This is a genomic window from Vibrio sp. Makdt (genome assembly GCF_027587015.1).
Taxonomy (GTDB): domain Bacteria; phylum Pseudomonadota; class Gammaproteobacteria; order Enterobacterales; family Vibrionaceae; genus Vibrio; species Vibrio chagasii_B.
Genome location: NZ_JAPPTH010000010.1, coordinates 137227 through 161420 on the forward strand (window position 1 = coordinate 137227; position 24194 = coordinate 161420).

Here is a 24194-nt window from a genome sequence, read left to right on the forward strand (position 1 = left end):
TAATTCACCACTATATCGTTTTGAGATTAAAAATTGAGATTTGATATGAAAGCGAAATTAGGTCGAATTTTCGGTGAACATGGCGTTAAAAAAGAACAAGATAAGGACGTTAATGTGCCCTGTGTCACTGGGATGAACTATTATTCGTGCCTCAGATTCATTAATGTTTTTCCAACTGGAGGGATAATCGAAAAGGGGATGTTCAACTAGAATATAGAGATTAGTTTTACAGTGTAAATGATCGTTTTAGGATCGTTTATATCCCTACATAATGCGGCGCGCGATGCTGCTGAATAATAACTAGGAAGGAATGAGACAATGTCTTCTGCATTTTACCAACAGATTCAAAATCAAATCGAAGAAGTTAAAGAAGAAGGTCTTTACAAGTCTGAGCGCATTATTACTTCTGCTCAAAAAGCAGCGGTTTCTATCTCGACTGGTGAAGAAGTACTAAACTTCTGTGCAAACAACTACTTAGGTCTTGCGAACCACCCTGAGCTTATCGAAGCTGCAAAAGGTGGTATGGATCAGCACGGTTTTGGTATGGCTTCAGTTCGTTTCATCTGTGGTACTCAAGATTCTCACAAAGAACTAGAGCAAAAGCTGTCTACGTTCCTAGGTAAAGAAGACACAATCCTATACACATCTTGTTTTGATGCTAACGCTGGCCTATTCGAAACGATTCTAGGCAAAGAAGACGCAATCATCTCTGACGCGCTAAACCACGCTTCAATCATCGATGGCGTTCGTCTATGTAAAGCGATGCGCTTCCGTTACGCGAACAACAACATGGAAGAGCTAGAGCAGCAACTTATCGCAGCTAAAGAAGCTGGCGCTCGCCACACGCTAATCGTAACTGACGGCGTATTCTCAATGGACGGCGTTGTAGCTAACCTTCCTGCTATCTGTGACCTTGCTGACAAATACGATGCACTAGTAATGGTTGATGATTCTCACGCTGTGGGCTTCATGGGTGAAAACGGCGCTGGTACTCACGAGTTCCATAACGTCGTTGACCGCATCGACATCATCACTGGTACGCTAGGTAAAGCAATGGGTGGCGCTTCAGGCGGTTACACGTCTGGTAAGAAAGAAGTGATCGACTGGCTACGTCAGCGTTCTCGTCCATACCTATTCTCTAACTCTGTTGCACCTGCAATCGTATCCGCGTCTATCCGTGTTCTAGATCTTCTAGCTGAGTCTGGTGACCTACGTACTCAACTATGGGAAAACTCTGCTCACTTCCGTACTCGCATGGAAGAAGCGGGCTTCACTATGGGCGGTGCTGATCACGCAATCATCCCAATTATGCTTGGCGATGCAAAAGTAGCGGCTGAATTCGCAGAGCGCGCTCTAGAGAAAGGTATCTACGTTGTAGGTTTCTCTTTCCCTGTAGTACCAAAAGGTCAAGCTCGTATCCGTACGCAAATGTCTGCAGCACACTCTCGTGAGCAACTAGACCGCGCAATCGATGCGTTCATCCAAGTTGGTAAAGACATGGGCATCATCTAATTTTAAAGGGGTGCCACGAGCATCCTTTAATTAGATAGAACACCACCCAGTCGAACATATAGATTTTTGATTCTCGCCTTACAGTTAGGCGAGATGAACTAGGTAACATTATGAAAATTAAAGCACTTTCTAAACTTAAGCCTGAAGAAGGCATTTGGATGACCGAGGTTGAAAAACCTGAAATGGGTCATAATGATCTTCTTATCCGTATTAAGAAAACCGCAATCTGTGGTACAGACGTACACATCTACAACTGGGATGAGTGGTCACAAAACACAATCCCAGTGCCTATGGTTGTAGGTCACGAATACGTAGGTGAAGTTGTTGGCATCGGCCAAGAAGTTCGTGGTTTTGAAATCGGCGATCGTGTATCTGGCGAAGGTCACATCACATGTGGTCACTGTCGTAACTGTCGTGGCGGCCGTACTCACCTTTGTCGTAACACTACTGGTGTTGGCGTTAACCGCACTGGTGCATTCTCTGAATACCTTGTGATCCCTGCGTTCAACGCATTTAAGATCCCAGCAGAGATTTCTGACGATCTAGCATCTATCTTCGACCCGTTCGGTAACGCAGTACACACAGCGCTTTCTTTCGACCTAGTAGGCGAAGACGTGCTAATCACTGGTGCTGGCCCAATCGGTATCATGGCTGCTGCTGTTGCTAAGCACGTTGGTGCTCGTCACGTCGTTATCACTGACGTAAACGAATACCGCTTAGACCTTGCTAAGAAAATGGGCGTAACGCGCGCAGTAAACGTGATGGAAGAGAAGCTGGAAGATGTAATGGCTGATCTAGGCATGACTGAAGGCTTCGATGTAGGCCTTGAAATGTCTGGTGTACCATCTGCGTTCAACAGCATGCTGACTAACATGAACCACGGCGGTAAGATCTCTCTACTAGGTATTCCACCATCAGACATGGCAGTAGACTGGAACCAAGTAATCTTCAAAGGCTTGGTTATCAAAGGTATCTACGGTCGTGAGATGTTTGAAACTTGGTACAAGATGGCTTCACTAATCCAGTCTGGCCTAGATCTGTCTCCAATCATTACTCACCACTACAAAGTAGACGACTTCCAAGCAGGCTTCGACATGATGCGCTCTGGTATGTCTGGCAAAGTAATCCTTGATTGGGAATAAGCAGATAGGGGAGACCCTTAGCTAGTTCCGCAATGAAAATGCCCCAAAGAAATTTGGGGCATTTTTGTTTCTAGAGGGCGAACAAATTCCCATGTCGCCTAATGGCTATTTTGAATATCGGCAATCTTTAAAATACGCGTAAATACACAGCGTTTATATTTAGAGAGGGCTTAATGGCTTGTAAATCACTTGCTGTAATAATGAGTGGATTATTATTAACGTCTACTGTCGCGATTGCTAATGAAGAAAGTAATCAAACAGCAGAGCAGGCAGCAAAGGAACTTGCAAACCCGAACACGGCTTACGCGAGCCTGAACTTAAAACTTCAATACTCTGGCGGATATGACGGAGGAGGGGACAGTTTTGCTACGGTTCTGCAGCCTACGCTACCTTTCCCTATGGAGAACGGTGACAAAATCATTTTCCGCCCGGCTATCTCTTATGTTCAGAATGATTTCAATGTGAATACGCCGACAAGCTCCCAACATATGGATCAGTCGGGGGTTAGTGATATTTCCTTTGACCTAGCTTATGCGCCGAAGATGGAAGGCGGGACCATTGCCGCTTTTGGTGTGTTTGCTTCGTTACCAACCGGAAGTAGTGAACTCACGGCGGATCAGTTTGCTGTTGGCCCTGAGTTTATGTACGGCAAAGTAAGCGCCGATCGCGTGGTAGGTGTGTTCCCAAGCCACCTTTATGGTGTATCTGGCAATGGCGCGGATCACTCTGATACACGCATCAACAAGACATCTACGCAGTTGTTTTGGGTAGAGTTGTTGGAGGGAGGATGGACGGTAGGCTCAGCGCCGACACTTTCCTATGACTGGAACAAAGAGCAGGCTGAAATTCCGTTGAATATTAGCGTAAGTAAAACAACGGTGTTCAACGGTCGTCCTTGGAAGTTTGGTATTGAAGCTAATTACTATATTGAAAAAGATGAGAAGACTCGCCCGGACTTCATGTTGAGCTTTAACGTTAGCCCAGTCGTTGAAAACAAGTTAGCATCTTTGTTCGATTAGTAGGGTTTAAGAGATAGAGGCTGTACGGTCGTCGTTTGGCCTTCTCACTAAAACCAATAAGTTAGCCACAAAGCTAATAAAGACATAGCTGAGAGCGTAGCAATCCACTTGCTAAACATAGGCTTGTTCCAACCAAGGCGAGCAACATCTTGCTCTGTCAGTTCTAGGTTGATTTGTTCGCAGTATCTATCGAGTTCGCCCATCGTCATCACCTTGTTAATCACTTTGATAAGCAATATAACTGGATAGATGTGTTCGTATAAATCAATGATTTCCTAACAGGTGTTTAGCTAGCCTGAACGATGGTTGTTTTAGTATCAATAGGATGGAATTAGGTCTAAATCTTCCTACAGAAAAGCTAATGAAAACAAAACCGAAAGAGGTTTGAAACTAAGAATAAACTTAAAACACACGATTCATTTTGAAGTGAGATACGATCTATTCTCTATGATAGATTTCAAGCACTTAATCTAATTATTGGTGTTTAAAATGGTACGAGTAGACGTTAGAAAATTATCCAACACATTGATTAAGGCAGGCGTTCCAGAGAAGAGGGCGGTGTTACTTGCCAAAGCATTTAAAGATTCAATTAATGAAATCGACCCGGTATCTCAGTCGTATGTGAACAAAAAGATTGAGAAGTCCAAAAATGAAACTCTTCAGTATCTGCTGGCATTCTTGGGGCTACAGATGATCTTAATTCCTTGTTTTCACTACATCATGACTAACCTGTAGACATAAAAAAGTCCGATATTGGCGTACCAATATCGGACTTTGATGTTTAATGGATAGTTTGAGCTAAGGTGAGCTCAATTAACCTGCAGCAGCCTGCATGATTAGGCCACAGATGTAAGCGCCGTATGTGCCTAATGCGTAACCTAGTACCGCCATCAAGATACCTACTGGAGCTAATGCTGGGTGGAATGCTGCTGCAACCACCGGAGCTGATGCCGCGCCACCAACGTTAGCTTGGCTACCTACTGCCATGAAGAACAGCGGTGCACGAATGATTTTCGCCATCGCAATCATGAGTAGGGCATGGATAGTTAACCATGTGATACCAATGAAGAAGTAACCTGGGTTATCAAAGATAGCGGTAATGTCCATTTGCATACCGATGGTAGCAACTAGGATATAGATGAACGCTGAACCAATCTTCGATGCGCCACTGTGCTCTAGGCTACGTGTCGATTTGAAGCACGAAGCGATCAACGCGAATGTTGTAACCATAACGATTAGCCAGAAGAAGCCAGATGTTAGGCTGTATTTTGCTAGTTCTGGAGCATTCGTTGAGATCCATGGTGCGATTAAGTCACTGAAGAAGTGAGCAAGGCCTGTTAGACCAAAAGCAATCGCAGCGATCTTCATGAGGTCGGTTGTTGTTGTCGGGCGAGCGTTTTCTTCTTGGTATTTAGATACTGTCTCTTTCAGTTCTTCGATTGAAGAAGTGTCTGCTTTTAGCCATGCGTCAATTTTCTTCTGACGGCCAGCCATGATCAGTAGTACTGCCATCCAGATGTTTGCACAGATAACGTCAACCGTAATCATTGCTGAGAACAGTTTGTCATTTACCTCGAATACTTCTTTCATCGCAGCTTGGTTTGCACCACCACCGATCCAAGAGCCAGCTACTGTCGTTAGGCCGCGCCATACGTCACCAGAGACAAGATCAGGGTTTACTTGGTCGATAATTAGAATCGCCAGAGGACCACCAATGATAATACCAGCGGTACCGGTTAGGAACATGATGACGGCTTTTGAGCCAAGACCAAAGATCTTACGAAGGTCTGCTGAAATGATCAGTAGAACCAGTGCGCCTGGTAGTAGGTAGCGGCTTGCCACGAAGTAAAGTTTTGAGTTTGACGCATCGATGATACCAAAGCTGTTCAACAATGAAGGAACAAAGTAGCAGAGCAATAGGCCTGGAATGAATGAATAGAATTTTTTCAGTGCGCTGTTTTGGCTACTTTCCGTGATAAATACACCGCCAAGAATAACAGCTAACATGCCCATAATTACGGCATCATTAGTGATCATTATTATATCTCCTTTAAGGTGAGCGCATAGGTCTCACTTTTTTGATGGCAGGACTATACCGACAACTTTAATTCGTTACAAATTGTAACGATAGACATCCTTTGAAACATTTGTGTTAATTAGATTGGCTTTGATTTGTGAATTGGACGCTTCAGATATTTGCTGTGTGAATGCTTTCGCAAAGGTTAGTAAGGTCGGCTTTGATATATGCAATGGTGTTCAACGCCCTGAAACTGGTTGTTGGAATTTTAGCTGAGTTCAGTATAGTTAAAGGAAGTGCATATAAAGCCACATTTTAAATGGGGTTTATGCAGGGTGGGTATGTTTCAAAAATGTAAAAAGTGAATTCGTTTTTGAAGAGAGGGGTGAGATTAAAAATTATAACTTGATCACATTAATTGCGATTATTATCCGCTTAGGTATCAATAAATGGCACTTGTTTGCGGTATTTAGGGGCCATAGATAAAGAAAAAGCGGCTAAATAGCCGCTTTTAATTGGGATTGAGAATCGAAGTCTATGATTCCTCTTCCTCAAAACCGTCTGCATAACCTTTTGGAGGCGGTGTCCAACCACGCTCTGAGCGAGAATGCTTATCGGATCGGTCTTTCTTCATGTCTTCTTTCATCGCTTCTTCAAGGTGAATAAATATCTGTCGATAGTTATTGTCGTACCTTGGGTTGTCTTCAGCTTCCGACCAAGCTTTGAATAGTTTTTCAGACTTACGGCTTTCAACACGTTGATAGGTCGATTTCTGCTGTTCTACGAAGAATGGATGGTGACCCAACGAGCGTAGGGCTTGTGCGCCCATTTCTAGTGCTGAGTGGTAGGTTTCTGATTCCACGAAATCAGCACCAGCTTCTCTTAAGCGGTAACTATGACCACGGTCGAACGCACGAGCCAAGATTTTTACGTTAGGGTAGGAGTGCTTAACGTACTTGACCAACTCTACGCTAGAGTCTTGATTATCGATGGCAACAACAAGCATTGCTGCTTCTTCGATACCCGCAGTGTGCAATAGGTCGTGACGAGTCGCATCACCAAAGTAAGATTTGATATTAATAGAGCGCAACACGTCGACTTGGTTAGCCTGATGGTCTAGAACCACCGTTTTGACATCGTTCGATACCAATAAGCGGTTAACGATCTGACCGAATCGCCCGATACCCGCAATGATTACTGTGCCTTTCTCTTCGATAGTGTCCTCTTCACGGTCATTCGATTTTTGCTCGTAACGAGGCAGAATCACCTTATCAAACAAAATAAACAGGCCCGGAGTTAGGAACATTGAAAGAGCGACCACTAGTGATAGCGTTTGAACAATGTCAGCCGGCAATACGTGGTTTTGCGCCGAGAAGCTTAATAGTACGAATCCAAACTCACCGGCTTGCGCCAAGCTCAGTGTAAATAGCCAACGATCGCTGTTCTTGATTTTGAAAATCAATGCCAAGGTAAAAAGCACAGCTGCTTTTAGTAACATGACACCCAGAGTTAGCCCTATGATTAGGATGAAATCATTGAATAGAACATCGAAGTTGATTCCCGCACCTACCGTAATAAAGAACAGGCCAAGCAGCAGCCCTTTGAACGGGTCGATGTTCGATTCCAGTTCGTGTCTGAATTCACTGTTCGCCAGTACAACACCCGCAAGGAAAGTGCCTAGTGCAGGCGATAAGTCGACAAGGCTCATCAGTGCAGCAATACCAATAACCAGCATCAGTGCCGTTGCCGTGAAGATCTCACGCAGGCCAGAGCTTGCGACGAAGCGGAAGAGTGGACGGCTTAAGAAGTGCCCGCCAACAACCACAATCGCGATAGATGCGGTAATCACAAGTCCATAAGCCCAACCAGGTAGACCAGCAACCAGACTTAACTCTTCATGGTGGTCAGAAGCTGAAGTGACCGCGCTTTGTGCAGCTTCGATTAATTCTGGCAACGCCAACAGAGGAATGAATGCCAGCATCGGAATAACGGCAATATCTTGGAATAATAGAACCGAAAAGGCATTCTTACCGCCTTCAGTCTTAGACAAGCCTTTCTCGTTGAATGTTTGAAGTACAATCGCGGTCGATGACAACGCAAAGATTAAGCCGATAGTGAGAGCGATAGTCCAAGGTTGGCCAAAGGCTAGAGCAATGCCCATTACAATCGCTGCTGTACCTCCTACTTGTAGGCCACCAAGCCCCATCAAGCGGTTTCTCATTGCCCATAGCATCTTAGGTTCGAGCTCAAGGCCAACCAAGAACAGCATCATTACCACGCCGAATTCGGCAAAGTGTTGAATGGTGGTGGTTTCTTCACCGACAAGGCCGATGATAGGTCCGATAACCACACCTGCGATTAAATATCCCAGTACTGAGCCTAAGCCAAGACGCTTAGCTATCGGCACCGCGATCACGGCGGCGACTAAGTAGATAAAGGCTTGTAAAAAATATCCAGTCATTCTTTAGTCCTTGTTGATGATTTCGTCGAGGTAGTGGTTTAACTTCGCGGCATTCTTTGCTTTTTTATAGTCAATATTGCCCGCGACTAGCGACTCCAACAAAAATTTATAGCGCTCAACATGCCCGGTGATGCGGCTCTCCTCCAAGGCGGTTCGCGAGCCAAATAGCGCATAAGGTGCTAAATATTCCATACCACACAAAGCAGCGGTTTGTTCAAGAGGGTGGAGTAGCTCACGAATGGTAAAATGATTGTAGCCGTCAGTTTGGTAGGCATCCTCTTTGCCCCCCGCAGTAATACTGCAAAGGAACTTCTTACCTTCTAATTCATTGCCATCCGTGCCGTAGGCAAAACCATACTCAAGAACAAGGTCTTGCCACTCTTTCAGAATTGCCGGAGTTGAATACCAATAAAGTGGGAATTGGAAAATGATGATGTCATGGTCCAACAGGCGTTTCTGTTCACGATCGATGTTAATTTTGAAAGTCGGATATTCAGCGTAGAGATCAACACAGGTCACGCCATCAATACACTTGGCTTGTTCGAATAAGGGTTTGTTTGCTTCAGAGCGATGCTGAGAAGGGTGGGCGAATAGCACCAAGACTCGATTTTTCGACATAAAGCCCTCTTTGTCCGTTAACGAATAATGCTTATTGGAATTATAGATATACAATAATAGAAGAATGATTGAAGAACAACGAATTAGCCCTTACTTATCTATTTAATCTATTTAGATACATAGGGTTATCGAGTGCTTAATTATATAAAACACGCTCTGATTTAGGTGTTTTTCTTACCTTCACCCTACGACTAAGTAAAACTAATTATTCGTGAATAATAAAAGCGAATAAGCGTATTTTATGTCAACGTTGGTAGCGAACGTAAATAATTCAATCTCTCTACATAGAACAACAATGAATAAAGGAAAAAGTATGAGCATGGACTTGCGTCAACAGTGTAATTTGTTTCTTTCAGGTCACTTAGATCCGACTCCGGCCCAAACATTTGCTCAGATGGCTGAATGGTGTGAAGAGCACAACATACATCACGATACTTACGGTGATGGTGAGTTCATCGAAGGCTTTGAAGCCAAAGTTGCAGAGCTGCTTGGATATGAAGCGGCTGTATTTGTTATCACTGGCACTATGAATCAACCAACGGCACTAGAGATCGCCTGCCAGGAGAAAAGAAACCCGCTGGTTGCGATGCATGAATCGAGTCATATCCTGCGTCATGAGCGCCAAGGGTACCAGCTCCAGAACCGCTTTAATGTGTTGCCAGTGGGCAATGTGTTTCGCACTTGGAATGTCGATGACTTGAAAGCGTGGCCAGATGAAATCGCAGCAGCGCTTTATGAGTTACCGATGCGAGAGATAGGTGGTCAGCTACCCGAGTGGGAAGAGCTCGAAGCGATTAAGCAGTATTGCAACGAACAATCCATTCATCTGCATATGGATGGCGCGCGCTTGTGGGAGTGTGGTGCATATTATCAAAAACCTTACAGCGAAATCGCAAAGGGCTTTGATAGTGCTTATGTCTCGCTATACAAAGGGCTAAATGGACTTGGTGGCTCACTGTTGTTGGGTGATAAAGCGTTTGTTGCGAAGGCGTCAGCTTGGATGAAACGACAAGGCGGTAATGTGTATCACCGTACACCTTATGTTGTATCGGCAGCTATGCAGTTTGATCAACGACTAGCGCAGATGCCCGCTTTGTATGAACGCACGAAACAGATCTACCAAATCTTGTTAGATTACCCTCAATTCAAAGTGAACCCACAACAACCGCAAGCGAACATGCTACATCTTTATTTGCCGGCAAGTTACGAAGATGGGGTTGCTTTAAGAGACAATATCGCTAGTAAGCATAAGGTATGGATAGGAAACCCAGCTATCTGTGAGTTACCGAATCAATGCAAGATTGAGTGGTATGTGGGGGATAACTTATTAAACCTGCCGGATCACGAGTTGATCGATATCTTGGACCTCATTAGCGAAGCACTGATTTGATTACCGAACGGCTGGACTGAATGTAGTGAGGAGTGCTAACTAGGATGAATACAGGTGTGTTTACCTGTATTCATTTAAGTCGGGACAATAGAGGGTGTGTTACATATATTGGTTGATGTACACGTCGACTAGGAACATTAATACTGGAACGGTGCTAAGAACTCCGAAGAAGACGATAGGCACCCAGTTTTTCATTTTCTTTTTAGGTTGCTCTGTATTGTTCATAGATTCGGCCTTAAATTCGTTGTTGAGTCTGCGCTTGGGTTAGAACTGAATGGTATCAAATAAATTAGCACTGCCCTATGCGGATTTGGTATTTCGTGGTGTGCATCAAACACAGAAAATCGCGTTGATTCATAAACGGTTCATAAAGGCTCAACAATAATGAACTTATTGAAAGAAGCACAGCCTTATTTGGCATAGTAATTAAACAGCATTCAAAGAGTTGGAGAATACAGAATGAAAACAATAGGTAACATCATTTGGTTTCTGTTCGGTGGCGTATTTATGGGATTGGCGTGGTGGTTCTTTGGGCTGCTTGCATTCCTTACCATCGTTGGTATTCCGTGGGGCAGAGCGTGTTTTGTTATGGGTAACTTCTCGTTCTTTCCATTTGGTCAAGAAGCGATTTCTCGTGATGAGCTTACCAATGAAATGGATATTGGTACCAGTCCGTTAGGTATGATTGGTAACATCATTTGGTTCTTGTTTGCAGGTATTTGGCTTGCGATTGGTCATATCATGTCAGCGGTGGCATGTTTCATTACCATCATCGGTATTCCGTTTGCGATTCAGCACCTTAAGCTAGCGGTTATCTCACTGGCGCCAATCGGTAAAACGGTGGTTGATAAACGCGAAGCAGAAGCGGCACGAGTGAGAAATTACAAAGGTTAAGAATTTAGTTTAACCTTTATCTGAAACCAAAAAGCACATCATTTGATGTGCTTTTTCTTGGCTCTTGGCTCTTGGCTCTTGGTTTGCGGTTCTTGGTTTGTCTTATCAAGCTTATCTGGCGCTATACGTTGTTGAACAAGACTTCAATTCGAAGCGTGATATTCGCTTCTTCCGTTTGCTTCTCGTAAGGCTCACGCTCCCACTGATAGCGTGGAGTAATCTCGTAAAATAGCCACTCTTTCCAAATGTTTTCTCGATAGGTAACCGACACTTGCGAGTATTCGTAGTGGTTATATGGCTCGCTGGTCGCGGTTATCGTGGCGCTGTATTGCAGAGCTTGATCTTGAGAAAGGTAATGGTACAAGGTAATGCCCGTACCATACTCCCAGCCTTTGAGGTCATCGTTATAGCCAGCAAAGTTAGACCAACGCGCTAAGAAATCGTCACTCAAAGAGAGATCAAAATCGATATCAGTGATCTCTCCCGTCTCTTTCTTCTCTTGATACACACGTTGGGTTAGCCGAATCACTGCATCTGTGGTGAGCGGGTAGGTAAAACGATAGCGAGCCTCTATTCTTGGGCGCAATGTCACTTTGATATTGAAACTACTGTAACCCTTGGCATAGGCGTCATAACGAAGGCCAAGTGCATTCTCTAACTCTTCAGAATCTTGTGGGAAGAAGTCTAAGAATTCTTCATCACCAACAGACTCGTAGATTAGCTTAAGCCTTTTACTGACAAAGGGTAAATGTAAGCGTGCGTTTAGTTTGGTGGAGTAATCTACGTCACCGCCCTCAGAATAGATGAAATCATTATACCAACGTACAGAGGTTCCTGCTCTGGCGTCTTCGGTAATACGGTCATCCACAAAGAAGTTATCGAACCATATTGCGGGCTGACAAAACTTGCTGTTTAGGTAGTGGTAAGCTTTTTCGACGCGCGTGTCTTCTAACGGTTGGCTGTGACACTCATCCTGTTCCTCCGCGAAGGCAGAGTGGGAAACGAGCGATGCTAATAATGAGGAGCTAACTATCCAACGACTCAATGGAACCTGTTTGTCATTCTATGTATCAATAGTTTGACTATAACTAAGCAGTTACGACAATGCGACTTTTAAAGAGATTTATCTGGATCAGTGGCTATTTAAAACAGAGACTTGAATAGCATATGGTAGGTAAAGAAAACGGGCTCAGTAGGTGAGCCCGTTTGTCGATAAGTTTATAAGTGACTTAATGGCAGATTACATTGCCGCTTCGAAAATCGCAGAGATTTCTTCGTGGGTCGCTTGTTTAGGGTTAGTAAAACCACATGCGTCTTTCAATGCGTTGTCAGACAGAGTAGGGATATCTTCTAGCTTCGCACCAAGTTCCGCGATACCTGTTGGGATGTTCACGTCATTTGCTAGTTGAACAATCGCTTCGATCGCAGCTTCTGCACCTTGCTCTGGTGACATACCTTCAACGTTAACGCCCATTGCTTTTGCAACATCACGTAGACGCTCAGGACAAACTTGCGCGTTGTAGCGTTGAACGTGTGGTAGCAAGATAGCGTTACATACACCGTGTGGAAGGTCGTAGAAACCACCCAGTTGGTGCGCCATCGCGTGAACATAACCTAGTGACGCGTTGTTGAACGCCATACCCGCCATGAACTGTGCGTAAGCCATTTGCTCACGTGCTTCAATGTCTTCGCCGTGCGCTACTGCTGTTCTTAGGTGAGCTTGTACAAGTTCAATTGCTTTAATCGCTACAGCGTCTGTTATTGGTGTCGCTGCGATAGAAACGTAAGCTTCGATTGCGTGTGTTAGCGCATCCATACCTGTTGCAGCAGTCAGTGATGCAGGCTTAGCAAGCATTAGTTCAGGATCGTTTACTGAAATAAGCGGTGTTGTGTGCTTATCAACGATAGCCATCTTAATGTGGCGCTCTTCATCTGTAATGATGCAGAAACGTGTCATTTCTGAAGCGGTGCCCGCAGTCGTGTTGATAGCGATAAGCGGCATCATCGGTTTTTCAGATTGGTCGACACCTTCGTAATCTGCAATCTTGCCGCCGTTAGAAGCAACTAAAGCGATACCTTTTGCGCAGTCGTGTGGAGAACCGCCACCTAGAGAAATAACGAAATCACAGTCGTTGTCAGTCAGTAATTCAAGACCATCATTTACGTTTGTGATGGTTGGGTTTGGTTGAGTGCCGTCGAATACCACAGCATCCACACCGCGTTCGCCAAGAAGGTCCTGAACCTGCTTAACCACGCCAATTTGGTTTAGGATTTTATCGGTTACGATAAGACCTTTTTTAAAGCCTTGAGACTGAATGCTATCAGCAGCATCCTTTAAACAGCCAGTACCCATGAAGTTGATTGTAGGGATGTAAAATGCACTAGACATTGGAAAACTCCGGTTAATTATGATTTTTAATTGCCTTTATGTTGTCGGCAAACAACTGGTCGACCATTGATCTGGAACAACTTTGATTCCGAACTACCACTTTCTGGTTGTTGGTTGTGATAGGGCTCATATAGCAATCGTTTTTATGGTTTTCTGATGTGTATATTGCCAGTTATGGATGGTGAATAATTGATCGTTCTAAGACCGGTATGATGCTTTATAACCAATGAAAATAAGGCTATTCAGTCAACGCTGGCTCATGTTCTTCTTGTGTCGATTCTTGATCTGGGTTGACAGTACATTCGACCTGGCTTTCCTTTTTCCCAGGTGAATCTGACGCCTCTTGAGGCTCTTCATCGTAGTATTTGACCAGGAATGGAGTGAGCATGACGGATGACGGTAAGAAGTGCTTCATAGTACCTCCCGGTACATTTCGTGTATTTCCTTTATGGTATTGGTTTAATATGTGGCAAAATTTGCGATACATCATGACTTGTTGCTTGTTTTCTATAAATTCTTAGAACTATATTCAGGCTCACAAAAATGGTAGTAGAATGCACACTTAACCGTTGAGGTTAGGAAAGAACAAAATATAAATTCGACTCGATAGCGCGAATAATAGGACAGATAATGAAGTACGATTGGATATTCTTTGATGCGGATGAAACCTTGTTCCACTTTGACGCTTTTCACGGAATGAAGCTAATGTTCTCACGTTTTGGTGTGGATTTTAGCGAGCAGGATTATTCCGTTTATCAAGAAGTTAACCTACCACTATGGGTAGACTATCAAGATGGCCGAATTACGGCTGATCAACTGAAGCACACACGCTTCGAAAGCTGGGCAGAAAAGTTAGAAACAACAACTGCAGAATTAAACAGCGCATTCCTAACAGCAATGGCGGACATCTGTTCTTTGCTACCGGGTGCCAAAGAGCTAATGGAATCGTTACAAGGCAAAGTGAACATGGGCATTATTACTAATGGCTTCACTGAGCTGCAATCGATCCGTTTAGAGCGCACTGGCATGACCGATTACTTCGAACATGTGATCATTTCTGAAGAAGTCGGCGTTGCTAAACCAGATGCTGAGATCTTTGAACATGCACACAAGCTTGTTGGCTTACCAGCAAAGCAGCGCATTTTGATGGTGGGAGATAACCCACACTCAGACATTTTAGGTGGTTTAGATTTTGGTATCGAGACCTGTTGGTTAAACAGCCAGGAGAAGGCAACGCCAGAAGGTATTAACCCTCATTACCAAGTTAAGTCTCTAGCTGAGCTGCAAGCACTTCTGCTAGCGTAACGACTCACCGACTTTAGCTTTATTCGTTGATTACTAATAGCCGAGTACAATTCTGTGCTCGGCGACTTAATTTCTACAGGTTTCACTTTTCGATTGTGGTACTCAAACGTATTTATGCTTTAAGCTGCCACGATAACCACTCATAACAAATAGAAGGAATAAGCGTGCTGAAATCTCATCGCCATAGCTGCTACGGCATTGCTGCCATTTTACTTTGGAGCTGCTTAATTGCGTTGTCTCGTAGCGTGTCAGAGCAATTAGGTCCAATTGGTGGCGCAGCCAGCCTTTATACAGTGAGTTCATTGTTTTTGGTTTGCGTGATGGGGTTACCTAAGCTGAAGCGCTTCTCAAAGTCTTATTTGTTGATTGGTGGCGCGCTGTTTGTCTGCTACGAGATTTTTCTGGCCTTGGCCTTAGGCATGGCAAATAACCGACACCAAGCCTTAGAAATGGCGGTTATCAACTACCTTTGGCCTGCACTGACGGTATTGTTTGCGGTATTACTCAGCGATAAAAAGATAAATTGGCTGGTGTATCCAAGTATCTTTTTGGCTTTCTTTGGAGTGGCTTGGAGCATCAGTGGCGACCAAAGCCTCTCTGTTGAACAGATTGCGGCAAATATCGCGACTAACCCTAAAACCTATTCGATGGCGTTCTTCGGCGCGATTATTTGGGCGGTTTACTGTAATTACACACAGAAAGTCGCGAAAGGGCAGAATGCGATTGTGTTGTTCTTTATTGCTACAGCGATCACCTTATGGATCAAATACGCACTAAGCAGCGAAACCGGTATGGTGATGACGAGCAGTGCCGCGATTGATTTGGCTTTAGCTGGCGTGTGCATGGGCGCGGGCTACGCGCTTTGGAATACCGCGATATTGGGTGGCAACATGGTTTTTCTTGCTACTATGTCTTACTTCACGCCAATCTTTGCAACCTTACTCTCTTCTATGATCTTAGGCTTAACGCTGACCATCACGTTTTGGCAGGGGGTATGTATGGTGACGATTGGGTCGCTGGCTTGCTGGTGGGTTACAAGAGAAAAAAAGCCGACGGTTAAGGCGTCGGCTTCTGAAGAAATTCAATCTCAATAGCAATTGCGTTTATCTACCGATTGCTGGGTGAGAATTAGCTCGCGATGTTGAGGTTCAGTTGAAGCTCATATGGCATCTTAGACAGGCGTCGCTTTAGTTGGCGGCGCGTACGTTCAATATCATCGACCGCAATCGCTTGTTGGTCGTTGGTATGAATATCAACGTTGATTCTTAGCTCAGGACCAACCTTAGTCACACCGATTAGCTCCAAATCTTGTTCTGCTTCTTTGTCTACCGCGACAACGTTCTTATCTACCGCGTCACAAATTTCTTTGTTTGCCGACATCATTAGTAGCTCACGCATAGCTTCTCTTAGCATATCGAACGGTACTTTAATGAAGTAGAAAGACATCAGCAACATCATCATTGGGTCGGCATACACAGCGTATTCTGCGAACGGCGAGAATGTCATTGACCAAGCCACGACGAAACCTGCTGTTACCGCGACACTCAATAGTGTATCCATTTGCCACTGCTTAGACTCAGCTTGAATCAAGCCAGATGAAATGCTCTTACTTTTCTTAGCAATGTACCACCATGCGTAACCACAGCCCAATACGTTAAAAATACCAAACAGAGTTGCGATTGAAGCATCAACTTCACGACCGCCTGTCATCAAAGCGCCAATAGCTGAATAGAGTGAATAACCAACCACAAGTAAAATGACAGCGGCTTTAATCGTGATGACTATGGGCTCAATGATTGCACGACCGAACGGGAATTCACGATCTGAAGGGCGATTAATGTATTTTGAGGCAGCTAGTGACAATAAAGTTAACAGTAAGCTGATAAGAGAGTAGACACCGTCAAATACTATGACCAGAGAGCCAACGAGAAGACCCAACACCAATCCGCCAATAGCGAAGCCTGATGCTAAAAGGGCTGAGAACAATAGAACTCGATTTTCGTTTTGGCTTTTCCTGTCACACATAATATTTTCCAGATGTTTTTGATAATTTCATTGTTCTAATATTGAGCGAGATTTTCAAACTTTATCTGATGATGTTTATGTTACAGAACATGGTTTTTTATATTATTCATTTTAATTCAGTTGCTTATGTTAATTTTCAGGTGTCAGTAAAATTGACGATGACTGTTTTCGTGGACTAGTGTGCAACTGAATCAAGATCGCTTATCATTAATAAAACACATCATTAAGCGGTGTTTTATAGCGCGGTGAAGGGCATTAGCGCTTGGAACAGTGGGAAAGAAAGGATGACGATGAAGTTTGATGATATTAGCGATAGCGATTTGTGGGCAATCGCTAACCCTATTATGGATAATTTGATGGAGGGCTCAACCAATATTGATCATGCCCAACATTGTCGCGACTTTACTCAACGAATGAAGGACATAGTGACACCTGAGTATTTAGAAAAGGTGTGTCATCATTATCAACACAGCAACGGCTTTTTTGCAGATCGCGAACCTGTTGCGGTGTTTAGGCGTTCTGATTCAGTTGCTTTTATATGGAAGCAGGCATACACCATTGCCAAAGGCGAATTCGTTGCTGAAATGGTGCTAGTTGAAGAAGACGGACGCTATTTAGTTGACCACGTGATGGTCTTCTAACAAGCGCTAATTAGAAATCAAACAAGTAATCGCTCAGCTGGTCCGCAAGCCAGTTCATACCTGGGTGTTCTGCCATCCCGGCTGCCGTAAACATGCAGTAATCTTCTTGAGTCAGGCCGTAGGTGTGTTTGATCACTGCTAGTTCTTGTTCACGCAGTAAGTGACGAATCAATGGCTCTGGCATTACGCCCCATGCCTCTTCACGTAAAATCGTATCCAGCATAAAGTCAAAGCTAGAGAAACCAATGTAACGACGAGAGAAGGGCTCAAGCTCTGGATTATCTTTTTCATTGAGATAAACCATGGTCGCTTGCATCGAATTTCTTAGTACTTCGTCGGAGACGCGGCGCATTGCACTCAGGTCATGTCCTTTTTTACACACAGACATCATCCGAATCTTACCAAGCGGGTTATAGATGATTCGTGGGTCGTCTACACGTTCGTAATCAACACCGAATGCAAAATCAACTTGTTGAGTTTCGACGAGGTTGGCTAAGTCGCCACTCGATGCTAGAACGAAGTTGAAAGAAGTAGAAGGGTACTTGTTATTCAGCGTGTGAGATAAATCTTGCCACATTTCATCGGGCAGAGAATCATCGCGAGCAATCCATATCTCGGCGTTGAACTCACCAGAAACATGAAGGCAGGTTTGTTTAATACGCGCAGCTGTCACTAACATTCCTTCGCAATCTTTATAGATGGCTTTGCCTGCTTCAGACAGCTCGACGTGGTTGCCGCTGCGTACGAAAAGTTCTACATCTAACTCTTTCTCCAAGGCTTTGATAGACATACTAAGCTTGGTTCGGTTGCATTCTAGCTGTCGTGCAGCTTCAGAGACTGATCCTAAATCAGCAACAGAACAGAAGGCTTGGACTTGAGAAAGGTTCATTTCATTTCCAGATTAGGCGGGTATTGGTGCATATTATATTGAATATTGTGCTGGCTATCTTAGAAATAGTCCATCTTTGCATGATAACTCTATGACGAATTGGCTAATTTAGTTTACTCTGGGCAGGTTCCGAACCTACAAGAAGTAAAGATGGAGGCCATGATGGCGAAACAATGGGACGAGTACGCCGTTGATTGGGATAAAGATCCCGCGACCGCAGTATTCGCACAGTCCGTATTTGACCAGTTGACACAGCTCGTTGATTTAAACGGAACCCGTGTCCTTGATTTTGGTTGTGGTACAGGACTGCTCAGCCAAAAAATATCTCCTTTAGCAAAAGAGATCATCGCACTCGACATGTCTGAAGGGATGATTGAAGAGCTAGACAAGAAAGAGCTATCCAACGTTGAACCGGTTGTTGATATTCTATCGCGCGGGCTTGCAGCTCAGCATCCAGCATTCCGAAATCAGTTCGATGTAGTGGTCGCGTCGTCGGTTTGTGGCTTTATCCCGAACCTACAAGACACAGTAAGCCTGATTTATACGCTACTCGAGAACGATGGCACATTTGTTCACTGGGACTGGTGTCTAGAAAACGATAGCGATGACTACGGCGTAAGCCCTGAGCGCTCAGAGAACGTATTGAGTGCTGCTGGATTTTCTGTTGTTGAAGTATCGGTACCTTTCTCTGTTGATACCCCACAAGGCAAGCTAAAAGTACTGATGGGCGTTGGACGTAAGTAGTTCATTTGAAGCTTATGGCTAAGTGATTAGCGAGAACTAAAATCCAAAACACGTTTTAGCGAACAAAGTAAAACATAAATAACCGAACCCACATCAACGGCCTTAGTGCCAGTTATGTGGGTTTTCTATTTTTAATTGTTGAGATTTATGACACTTACTAACGCTTTAAACGCATAAATCCGCCCCTCGAAAATCACCCAATTACAAACTACTTATTTCCATTTTGGAAATGTATCCTTGCATACATTTCACTAGTGGAAACTAAATGGCCAGATATAAAATAAGCCCATAACAATTTTAAGGGTTTTATCATGAGCCACCAATCTGCTTCTCCACAACTTTCCAAGCAGCAACAACGCTTTAGCAATATCATTTCAGATGCCAATCTGTCACCAAAACAGAAGTCGAGCTATCTTGCCTTAGAGGCTGAAGCGAGCCTACCGTACATGCCGGTAAGTAGTGAAGTAGAGCAAGCCTTACAGCAAGGCGTGTTATGTGACATGTTTGAAGGTCACGCCCCATTTAAGCCGCGCTATGTGCTTCCCGATTATTCTAAATACTTACATCAAGGCTCAAAGTATTTAGAGCTTAGCGCGGCAACTAATTTTGATGAAGCATTGAACATGCTTACCATCCTTTACCATCACGTCCCATCGGTAACATCTATTCCTGTTTACTTAGGTCAATTGGATGATGTATTAATGCCTTTCGTTGGCGACTTAACAGAAGAGCAGGTTTATCAGAAGCTTAAGTTATTCTGGATCATGCTGGACCGCACACTGCCAGATGCGTTCATGCATGTGAATATCGGGCCAACAGACAACGTTATCTGCCGTACTATTTTGCGAGTTGATGCTGAACTTAAGCAGATTGCGCCAAACATTACTTTTATGTATGACCCTGCTGTAACACCTGATGATTTGCTACGCCATGCTGCGAGCAATATTTGTGAATGCAGTAAGCCACACATCGCAAACTACCCAGCACACGCTGCGGCATACGGTGATAAGCGCTTTGGCATCGTGAGTTGTTATAACTCGCTTCCTTTGGCTGGTGGTTCAAACACGTTAGTACGTATGAACCTAAAACAAGTAGCGTTGAAGTCTGAGGACAGTGTCGATTTCCTACAGCAAGTGTTACCACACTACAGCGCTATCATGGTTGAGCTGATGAACGCTCGCAGCCGCTTCTTGCATGAAGAATCTAACTTCTTCAAGGGTTTCTTAACCCAAGAGGGGCTGATCGAAGAAGACCGCTTCGCACCAATGTTCGGCATCTACGGTATGGCTGAAGCTGTGAATATCTTGATGAAGAAAGAGGACAAAGCAGGGCGTTATGGTCATGACGAACAAGCTAACCAACTTGGACATCGCATTTCAGAAAAACTCGCTGAAATTGTTGATAGTTCTGAAGTGAAATATGGTCTAGAAGGCAAGGCTCTATTGCATGCTCAAGGTGGTATCAGCCTAGATGAAGGTGTCACTCCAGGCGTGCGTATCCCTTATGGAACAGAACCAGATCCTGTCTCTTACGTTCGTGCGACTGCGGGTCATCATAAATTCTACACATCAGGTATCAGTGACATTTTAACCATTGACGAAACCGTGAAATCAAACCCTGAAGCGATGTTCAACCTGTGTAAAGGCGCGATTCAAGCGGGTTACCGAGAGTTTACCGCGAACGTTGCATCAAACGACTTAGTTCGTGTGACAGGTTACATGATTAAGTTGTCTGACATCGCTAAATACGATGAAGAAGGTTCGCGCACCAACACGACTTTCTTAGGAGCTGAAGCGGCGAAAAATACGGGCATCTTAGAGCGTAAACCTCGCGTGGCAAGCTTAGAGATGTCGCCAACGTACGAATAACCTAGTGCTCGAATCGCATTAACTATGAAAATTTCTGATCTAACAACTCAAATGGCTAGGGTTAATAACAATAAGACAGAAAAACAAGCGAAGGTCAGCCGTGTGCTGACCTTTTCTTGTGTTGATGGACCGGGGAATCGGCTTGTGCTGTTTCTACAGGGATGCAATTTCGACTGTATAACCTGTCATAACCCTCATACCATCAATCACTGTAATAATTGCGGAGATTGCGTTAGTGGCTGCCCAAGTGGTGCTTTGAGTACTATTGGTGGCAAAGTGATATGGGATCCAGTGGCTTGCACCAATTGCGATCAGTGTATTGATGTTTGTGGTCATAAATCGAGTCCGAAAATCACCACGATGACGGTTTCAGAAGTACTAGAGCTGGTGAGACATAACCAGTTCTTCCTGAGTGGTGTTACCGTGTCGGGCGGCGAAGCGACCATGCAGCTGCCGTTTATCATTGACCTATTTGAAGCGATGAAAAGCGATCCGCAGCTAGCGCATCTCACATGCTTTATCGATAGTAACGGTTCGTTGTCAAAACAAGGCTGGGACAAGGTGCTGCCTTATCTTGATGGAGCGATGATTGATCTTAAATCTTGGCAATCAGAAACCCATAACTGGTTAGTGGGAAGAGGGAATCATCGTGTGTTTGAAACCATCAACTATCTAGCGGAACAAGGTAAGTTACACGAAGTGAGGCTTTTGCATATTCCGGGTAAGAGTGACCTTGAGGAAGAGATAAACCAAGTTGGGTATTACTTAAAAGGATTGCCAAGTGACGTTCGGATTCGACTCAATGCTTTTCAACATCACGGCGTGATTGGCGAGGCGTTGGATTGGTCTAAGTGTACAAAACAACAGATGGAAAGCTTCCACGATCAGCTCTATGCGATTGTTCAAAGGCCGATGCAAACGCCAGAGGTTTATACCTAATATTCTCGGTCTTCAATGACCAAAGAACTAGGCTTCTAAAAAAGAACTAGGCTTCTAAAAACAGGTCACACAGCCATTTGATCGCCTGATCATTCATATTTGGCTTGTTCCACACTAAGCTGTACGCCACTTTTCCGTAATCAAAGGGAAGTGGCTTACTCACTAATCCATGCGCTTGTTTCGCATGTTCAGCCCACTGTTTCGAACAAGTGAACAGGAAAGGGGTATTGTGACAAAGTACAGCTGCTGCCCCAAAATCAGCGACCGAAATAGCCATCTCTCTCGGCTTATGACGTTGCACTAAACTCTGCTCAAAGTAAGGCTGCGACAACTCATTATCTAAGATGCCAATGTGTTTGTAGTCTAGGTAGCCCTCAACCGTCAGTTCTTGTTGTGCCAGCGGATGATGAGCCCCCATTAAGCAAACCATCTCATCCGGCAGGATCGTTTCCCACACCAGCTCTTTGTTGTCTGTCGGAGGTTGGGAGATATCGTGAGGTAATAAGATCAAATTAACCTTGCCGCTGAGCAAAGCATCGAACCCAAGCTGCTGTTTCGAATAGATATGAAGTTTTGCTTTGGGAGCAAGCTCTGTGGTGATTCTGCTGATCTTAGAGGCAAATACTTCAAAAGTACTCTCGCGCATCGAGAGTGAAAAGCTGCCTTGGTATTCCTCTGGAGCGAAGCTCTTCTGATGAAGCAATCCGTTCATGCTTGAAAGAATCGCGTGAACCGTTGGAGCGATTTGAAGAGCAAAGGGCGTTGGGATTAGCTTAGTGCCATCTCGGTAGAACAGCTCGTCGTTGAGGATCTCACGAAGCTGAGACAGGGTCTTACTCACACTTGATGGGCTGACACAGAGCTGCTCAGAAGTTTGAGTCACGCTATGGGTATTCAGCATAATGTGTAGGGCAGTGAGGTGCTTAAGGCTCACTCTCGATAAGTGTAAGTAATCCATGTATGACTCACGAATTTAAATTGGCTTGTGATTTTGAATTTACAGCAAAACCGAGCAAGCCAAATTGATAAAGGTTATTTACGAGCTAACTTATGGTGAGCTCGTGAAAAGTGGCCTGCACAAAATGCACCTACGATGGAAAGCTCACCGGCTAAACACAATGCAGCACAAACTTCAGCTAAAGCTTGGGATTTACCATTGCCGTGCAGCCCTAGCAAATCAAGACACGCTTTTTGGCTTGGAAGGCTGGTACCGCCACCAACAGTTCCCACCATCAGGTTAGGTAGCGTTACACTTGCGTATAAACCGCCTTCTTTGTTTAGCTCCATGCGAGTCATGCCAATGGCAGATTCTGCAACGCACGCGGCGTCTTGTCCGCAAGCGATGTAAAGTGCAGCCAGTGCATTAGCGTAATGGGCATTGATACCGATAGTGCCGCTCAGAGCGCCGCCCACAGTGGTCATTTGACCAAACTGAACCATCTTCTCAGGCGTGGTATGTAGATACTTAGCAACAAGTTCTGCTGGGATATTAACCTCAGCGGTTACCTTTTTGCCGCGCACGCTGCGCAAGGTTTGGGTATTGGCTTTCTTATCACCCGACAAGTTACCATCAAGGAAGGCATGGTCAGGCTTAACTGGTGTGTGTTCGATGATGTACTCAAATACCGCGTTGGTCGCGATGGTCACCATATTCTGACCAGATGCGTCTCCCGTTAGAAACTCAAACACCAAGTAAACGTGGTTGCCTTCAATGTTGATATTGATGTCGGTCAGTTTGCCGTGGGAAGTGGTCGATTCTGCTAAGGTTTTAAATTTCTCATACTGAGTTACTGCCCATGCTACAAACTGTCCAGCTTCAACTAAACCTTGGAATGCAAAGCCAGGAGTTCGTGTTACGCCTTCATTGAGCAACATTGCACTCGCGCCACCACAAGCACTAATGAGTTTAGAGCCTCGGTTATAAGATGCGACAAGTGCTGCTTCGGTTGTTGCCAGTGGAACTAGGTAATCACCTTGGGCAAATAGGCCATTAACACGCAATGGGCCAGAGATACCTACAGGTACCTTAACAGTGCCAACGAAGTGCTCGATGTTTTTTTCATAGGCTTGCATCTGACTTTCGGTATGAGGGTCGAGTAGCTCTTGTTGTGATTCTGCGTTCTCGAGAGCCGTCCAACGACGTGTCACATTCTTTTCTGTCAGGTAAGGGCTAGGTGTCAGCTTGTTTGCTGGCTTTTCAAAATGAGGTTGGAGTTTATTTTCTAATTCGTCTGCGGAGATATCGCCCCCTAAAATAGAAACATAGTCACGGCGATGCAGATTTAGTTTTGGCATAAATAGTATGAAGTAAAGTTTGTGCAGCAAAATGGTTTGCGCTGAT

24 protein-coding genes are annotated in these 24194 nt (G+C 44.5%); 12 read left to right on the plus strand and 12 right to left on the minus strand.

Going from position 1 to position 24194, the window contains the following annotated elements; genetic code table 11:
* Positions 1-318 precede the first annotated feature (318 nt).
* From OH460_RS14240 to OH460_RS14250, 3 genes are all read left to right on the plus strand, one after another.
* Positions 319-1512 carry a glycine C-acetyltransferase gene (locus tag OH460_RS14240; RefSeq protein ID WP_061031178.1) on the plus strand — a complete coding sequence of 398 codons (1194 nt, stop codon included), beginning with the start codon at positions 319-321 and terminating at the stop codon, positions 1510-1512.
* Positions 1513-1622: 110 nt separating this feature from the next.
* On the plus strand, positions 1623-2654 hold the full coding sequence (gene tdh / locus OH460_RS14245; protein WP_061031177.1) for an L-threonine 3-dehydrogenase: 1032 nt from the start codon (positions 1623-1625) through the stop codon (positions 2652-2654).
* 173 nt (positions 2655-2827) lie between these two features.
* Positions 2828-3673: a hypothetical protein gene (locus tag OH460_RS14250; RefSeq protein ID WP_333482709.1), complete on the plus strand. Its 846-nt coding sequence runs from the start codon at positions 2828-2830 to the stop codon at positions 3671-3673.
* Between the two features lie 47 nt (positions 3674-3720).
* On the opposite strand, the gene OH460_RS14255 is transcribed toward OH460_RS14250, so the two are convergent.
* On the minus strand, positions 3721-3876 hold the full coding sequence (locus tag OH460_RS14255; RefSeq protein ID WP_244268232.1) for a hypothetical protein: 156 nt from the start codon (positions 3874-3876) through the stop codon (positions 3721-3723).
* 286 nt (positions 3877-4162) lie between these two features.
* Here OH460_RS14255 and OH460_RS14260 point away from each other — a divergent pair, with 286 nt between their 5' ends.
* Positions 4163-4408, plus strand: coding sequence for a hypothetical protein (locus OH460_RS14260; protein WP_061031174.1), 246 nt, complete (start codon positions 4163-4165; stop codon positions 4406-4408).
* A gap of 78 nt (positions 4409-4486) precedes the next feature.
* Here the strand turns inward: OH460_RS14260 and OH460_RS14265 are convergent, their stop codons facing one another.
* From OH460_RS14265 to OH460_RS14275, 3 genes are all read right to left on the minus strand, one after another.
* Complete coding sequence (locus OH460_RS14265) at positions 4487-5710, minus strand: DUF819 family protein (protein ID WP_061031173.1); 1224 nt, start codon at positions 5708-5710, stop codon at positions 4487-4489.
* Between the two features lie 515 nt (positions 5711-6225).
* Positions 6226-8151 (minus strand): monovalent cation:proton antiporter-2 (CPA2) family protein, encoded by a 1926-nt coding sequence (locus tag OH460_RS14270; RefSeq protein WP_269998054.1) that lies wholly within the window; start codon positions 8149-8151, stop codon positions 6226-6228.
* Between the two features lie 3 nt (positions 8152-8154).
* Entirely contained in the window at positions 8155-8769 is a 615-nt protein-coding gene (locus tag OH460_RS14275; protein WP_269998056.1) for an NAD(P)H-dependent oxidoreductase, read from the minus strand.
* A 313-nt stretch (positions 8770-9082) separates the two neighbouring features.
* Between OH460_RS14275 and OH460_RS14280 the strand changes: the two genes are divergently transcribed.
* Positions 9083-10159 (plus strand): threonine aldolase family protein, encoded by a 1077-nt coding sequence (locus OH460_RS14280; protein ID WP_269998058.1) that lies wholly within the window; start codon positions 9083-9085, stop codon positions 10157-10159.
* Between the two features lie 99 nt (positions 10160-10258).
* Here the strand turns inward: OH460_RS14280 and OH460_RS14285 are convergent, their stop codons facing one another.
* Positions 10259-10384: a hypothetical protein gene (locus OH460_RS14285; RefSeq protein WP_269998060.1), complete on the minus strand. Its 126-nt coding sequence runs from the start codon at positions 10382-10384 to the stop codon at positions 10259-10261.
* 234 nt (positions 10385-10618) lie between these two features.
* Here OH460_RS14285 and OH460_RS14290 point away from each other — a divergent pair, with 234 nt between their 5' ends.
* Entirely contained in the window at positions 10619-11053 is a 435-nt protein-coding gene (locus OH460_RS14290) for a YccF domain-containing protein (RefSeq protein WP_004740303.1), read from the plus strand.
* Between the two features lie 121 nt (positions 11054-11174).
* Here OH460_RS14290 and OH460_RS14295 read toward each other — a convergent pair whose 3' ends face one another.
* The 3 genes from OH460_RS14295 to OH460_RS14305 all read right to left on the minus strand — a co-directional run bounded on the left by OH460_RS14295 (position 11175) and on the right by OH460_RS14305 (position 13932).
* On the minus strand, positions 11175-12098 hold the full coding sequence (locus tag OH460_RS14295) for a hypothetical protein (protein WP_269998064.1): 924 nt from the start codon (positions 12096-12098) through the stop codon (positions 11175-11177).
* 195 nt (positions 12099-12293) lie between these two features.
* On the minus strand, positions 12294-13442 hold the full coding sequence (yiaY, locus tag OH460_RS14300; RefSeq protein WP_269998066.1) for an L-threonine dehydrogenase: 1149 nt from the start codon (positions 13440-13442) through the stop codon (positions 12294-12296).
* A 238-nt stretch (positions 13443-13680) separates the two neighbouring features.
* Entirely contained in the window at positions 13681-13932 is a 252-nt protein-coding gene (locus tag OH460_RS14305; RefSeq protein ID WP_269998185.1) for a hypothetical protein, read from the minus strand.
* A 140-nt stretch (positions 13933-14072) separates the two neighbouring features.
* Between OH460_RS14305 and yjjG the strand changes: the two genes are divergently transcribed.
* On the plus strand, positions 14073-14747 hold the full coding sequence (gene yjjG / locus OH460_RS14310; RefSeq protein ID WP_269998068.1) for a pyrimidine 5'-nucleotidase: 675 nt from the start codon (positions 14073-14075) through the stop codon (positions 14745-14747).
* A 164-nt stretch (positions 14748-14911) separates the two neighbouring features.
* The gene (gene yddG / locus OH460_RS14315) at positions 14912-15841 is read left to right on the plus strand and encodes an aromatic amino acid DMT transporter YddG (protein WP_269998071.1); all 930 of its coding nucleotides are present in this window, start codon (positions 14912-14914) and stop codon (positions 15839-15841) included.
* A 34-nt stretch (positions 15842-15875) separates the two neighbouring features.
* On the opposite strand, the gene OH460_RS14320 is transcribed toward yddG, so the two are convergent.
* The gene (locus tag OH460_RS14320) at positions 15876-16772 is read right to left on the minus strand and encodes a cation diffusion facilitator family transporter (RefSeq protein WP_061031165.1); all 897 of its coding nucleotides are present in this window, start codon (positions 16770-16772) and stop codon (positions 15876-15878) included.
* A 290-nt stretch (positions 16773-17062) separates the two neighbouring features.
* Here OH460_RS14320 and OH460_RS14325 point away from each other — a divergent pair, with 290 nt between their 5' ends.
* On the plus strand, positions 17063-17413 hold the full coding sequence (locus OH460_RS14325; protein WP_269998177.1) for a hypothetical protein: 351 nt from the start codon (positions 17063-17065) through the stop codon (positions 17411-17413).
* A 10-nt stretch (positions 17414-17423) separates the two neighbouring features.
* Here OH460_RS14325 and OH460_RS14330 read toward each other — a convergent pair whose 3' ends face one another.
* The gene (locus tag OH460_RS14330) at positions 17424-18302 is read right to left on the minus strand and encodes a LysR family transcriptional regulator (protein WP_010428915.1); all 879 of its coding nucleotides are present in this window, start codon (positions 18300-18302) and stop codon (positions 17424-17426) included.
* A gap of 162 nt (positions 18303-18464) precedes the next feature.
* Here OH460_RS14330 and OH460_RS14335 point away from each other — a divergent pair, with 162 nt between their 5' ends.
* From OH460_RS14335 to OH460_RS14345, 3 genes are all read left to right on the plus strand, one after another.
* Positions 18465-19046: a class I SAM-dependent DNA methyltransferase gene (locus tag OH460_RS14335; protein ID WP_269998075.1), complete on the plus strand. Its 582-nt coding sequence runs from the start codon at positions 18465-18467 to the stop codon at positions 19044-19046.
* Between the two features lie 311 nt (positions 19047-19357).
* Positions 19358-20914 carry a YjjI family glycine radical enzyme gene (locus OH460_RS14340; protein WP_269998077.1) on the plus strand — a complete coding sequence of 519 codons (1557 nt, stop codon included), beginning with the start codon at positions 19358-19360 and terminating at the stop codon, positions 20912-20914.
* 24 nt (positions 20915-20938) lie between these two features.
* Positions 20939-21853 (plus strand): YjjW family glycine radical enzyme activase, encoded by a 915-nt coding sequence (locus OH460_RS14345; protein WP_269998079.1) that lies wholly within the window; start codon positions 20939-20941, stop codon positions 21851-21853.
* 46 nt (positions 21854-21899) lie between these two features.
* Here OH460_RS14345 and OH460_RS14350 read toward each other — a convergent pair whose 3' ends face one another.
* Positions 21900-22811: a LysR family transcriptional regulator gene (locus OH460_RS14350; RefSeq protein ID WP_269998081.1), complete on the minus strand. Its 912-nt coding sequence runs from the start codon at positions 22809-22811 to the stop codon at positions 21900-21902.
* Positions 22812-22885: 74 nt separating this feature from the next.
* On the minus strand, positions 22886-24148 hold the full coding sequence (locus OH460_RS14355) for a hydroxymethylglutaryl-CoA reductase (protein ID WP_269998083.1): 1263 nt from the start codon (positions 24146-24148) through the stop codon (positions 22886-22888).
* Positions 24149-24194 lie beyond the last annotated feature (46 nt).

What these genes read in the sequence shown, in the direction of transcription:
- yjjG (WP_269998068.1), top strand. Translation starts at nt 14,073, where the DNA reads ATGAAGTACGATTGGATATTCTTTGATGCGGATGAAACCTTGTTCCAC.
- OH460_RS14250 (WP_333482709.1), top strand. Translation starts at nt 2,828, where the DNA reads ATGGCTTGTAAATCACTTGCTGTAATAATGAGTGGATTATTATTAACG.
- OH460_RS14290 (WP_004740303.1), top strand. Translation starts at nt 10,619, where the DNA reads ATGAAAACAATAGGTAACATCATTTGGTTTCTGTTCGGTGGCGTATTT.
- OH460_RS14270 (WP_269998054.1), bottom strand. Translation starts at nt 8,151, where the DNA reads ATGACTGGATATTTTTTACAAGCCTTTATCTACTTAGTCGCCGCCGTG.
- OH460_RS14255 (WP_244268232.1), bottom strand. Translation starts at nt 3,876, where the DNA reads ATGGGCGAACTCGATAGATACTGCGAACAAATCAACCTAGAACTGACA.
- OH460_RS14355 (WP_269998083.1), bottom strand. Translation starts at nt 24,148, where the DNA reads ATGCCAAAACTAAATCTGCATCGCCGTGACTATGTTTCTATTTTAGGG.
- OH460_RS14265 (WP_061031173.1), bottom strand. Translation starts at nt 5,710, where the DNA reads ATGATCACTAATGATGCCGTAATTATGGGCATGTTAGCTGTTATTCTT.
- OH460_RS14275 (WP_269998056.1), bottom strand. Translation starts at nt 8,769, where the DNA reads ATGTCGAAAAATCGAGTCTTGGTGCTATTCGCCCACCCTTCTCAGCAT.
- OH460_RS14320 (WP_061031165.1), bottom strand. Translation starts at nt 16,772, where the DNA reads ATGTGTGACAGGAAAAGCCAAAACGAAAATCGAGTTCTATTGTTCTCA.
- OH460_RS14305 (WP_269998185.1), bottom strand. Translation starts at nt 13,932, where the DNA reads ATGATGTATCGCAAATTTTGCCACATATTAAACCAATACCATAAAGGA.
- OH460_RS14345 (WP_269998079.1), top strand. Translation starts at nt 20,939, where the DNA reads ATGAAAATTTCTGATCTAACAACTCAAATGGCTAGGGTTAATAACAAT.
- OH460_RS14260 (WP_061031174.1), top strand. Translation starts at nt 4,163, where the DNA reads ATGGTACGAGTAGACGTTAGAAAATTATCCAACACATTGATTAAGGCA.
- OH460_RS14335 (WP_269998075.1), top strand. Translation starts at nt 18,465, where the DNA reads ATGGCGAAACAATGGGACGAGTACGCCGTTGATTGGGATAAAGATCCC.
- OH460_RS14350 (WP_269998081.1), bottom strand. Translation starts at nt 22,811, where the DNA reads ATGGATTACTTACACTTATCGAGAGTGAGCCTTAAGCACCTCACTGCC.
- OH460_RS14325 (WP_269998177.1), top strand. Translation starts at nt 17,063, where the DNA reads ATGAAGTTTGATGATATTAGCGATAGCGATTTGTGGGCAATCGCTAAC.
- OH460_RS14280 (WP_269998058.1), top strand. Translation starts at nt 9,083, where the DNA reads ATGAGCATGGACTTGCGTCAACAGTGTAATTTGTTTCTTTCAGGTCAC.
- tdh (WP_061031177.1), top strand. Translation starts at nt 1,623, where the DNA reads ATGAAAATTAAAGCACTTTCTAAACTTAAGCCTGAAGAAGGCATTTGG.
- OH460_RS14240 (WP_061031178.1), top strand. Translation starts at nt 319, where the DNA reads ATGTCTTCTGCATTTTACCAACAGATTCAAAATCAAATCGAAGAAGTT.
- yiaY (WP_269998066.1), bottom strand. Translation starts at nt 13,442, where the DNA reads ATGTCTAGTGCATTTTACATCCCTACAATCAACTTCATGGGTACTGGC.
- OH460_RS14285 (WP_269998060.1), bottom strand. Translation starts at nt 10,384, where the DNA reads ATGAACAATACAGAGCAACCTAAAAAGAAAATGAAAAACTGGGTGCCT.
- OH460_RS14340 (WP_269998077.1), top strand. Translation starts at nt 19,358, where the DNA reads ATGAGCCACCAATCTGCTTCTCCACAACTTTCCAAGCAGCAACAACGC.
- OH460_RS14330 (WP_010428915.1), bottom strand. Translation starts at nt 18,302, where the DNA reads ATGAACCTTTCTCAAGTCCAAGCCTTCTGTTCTGTTGCTGATTTAGGA.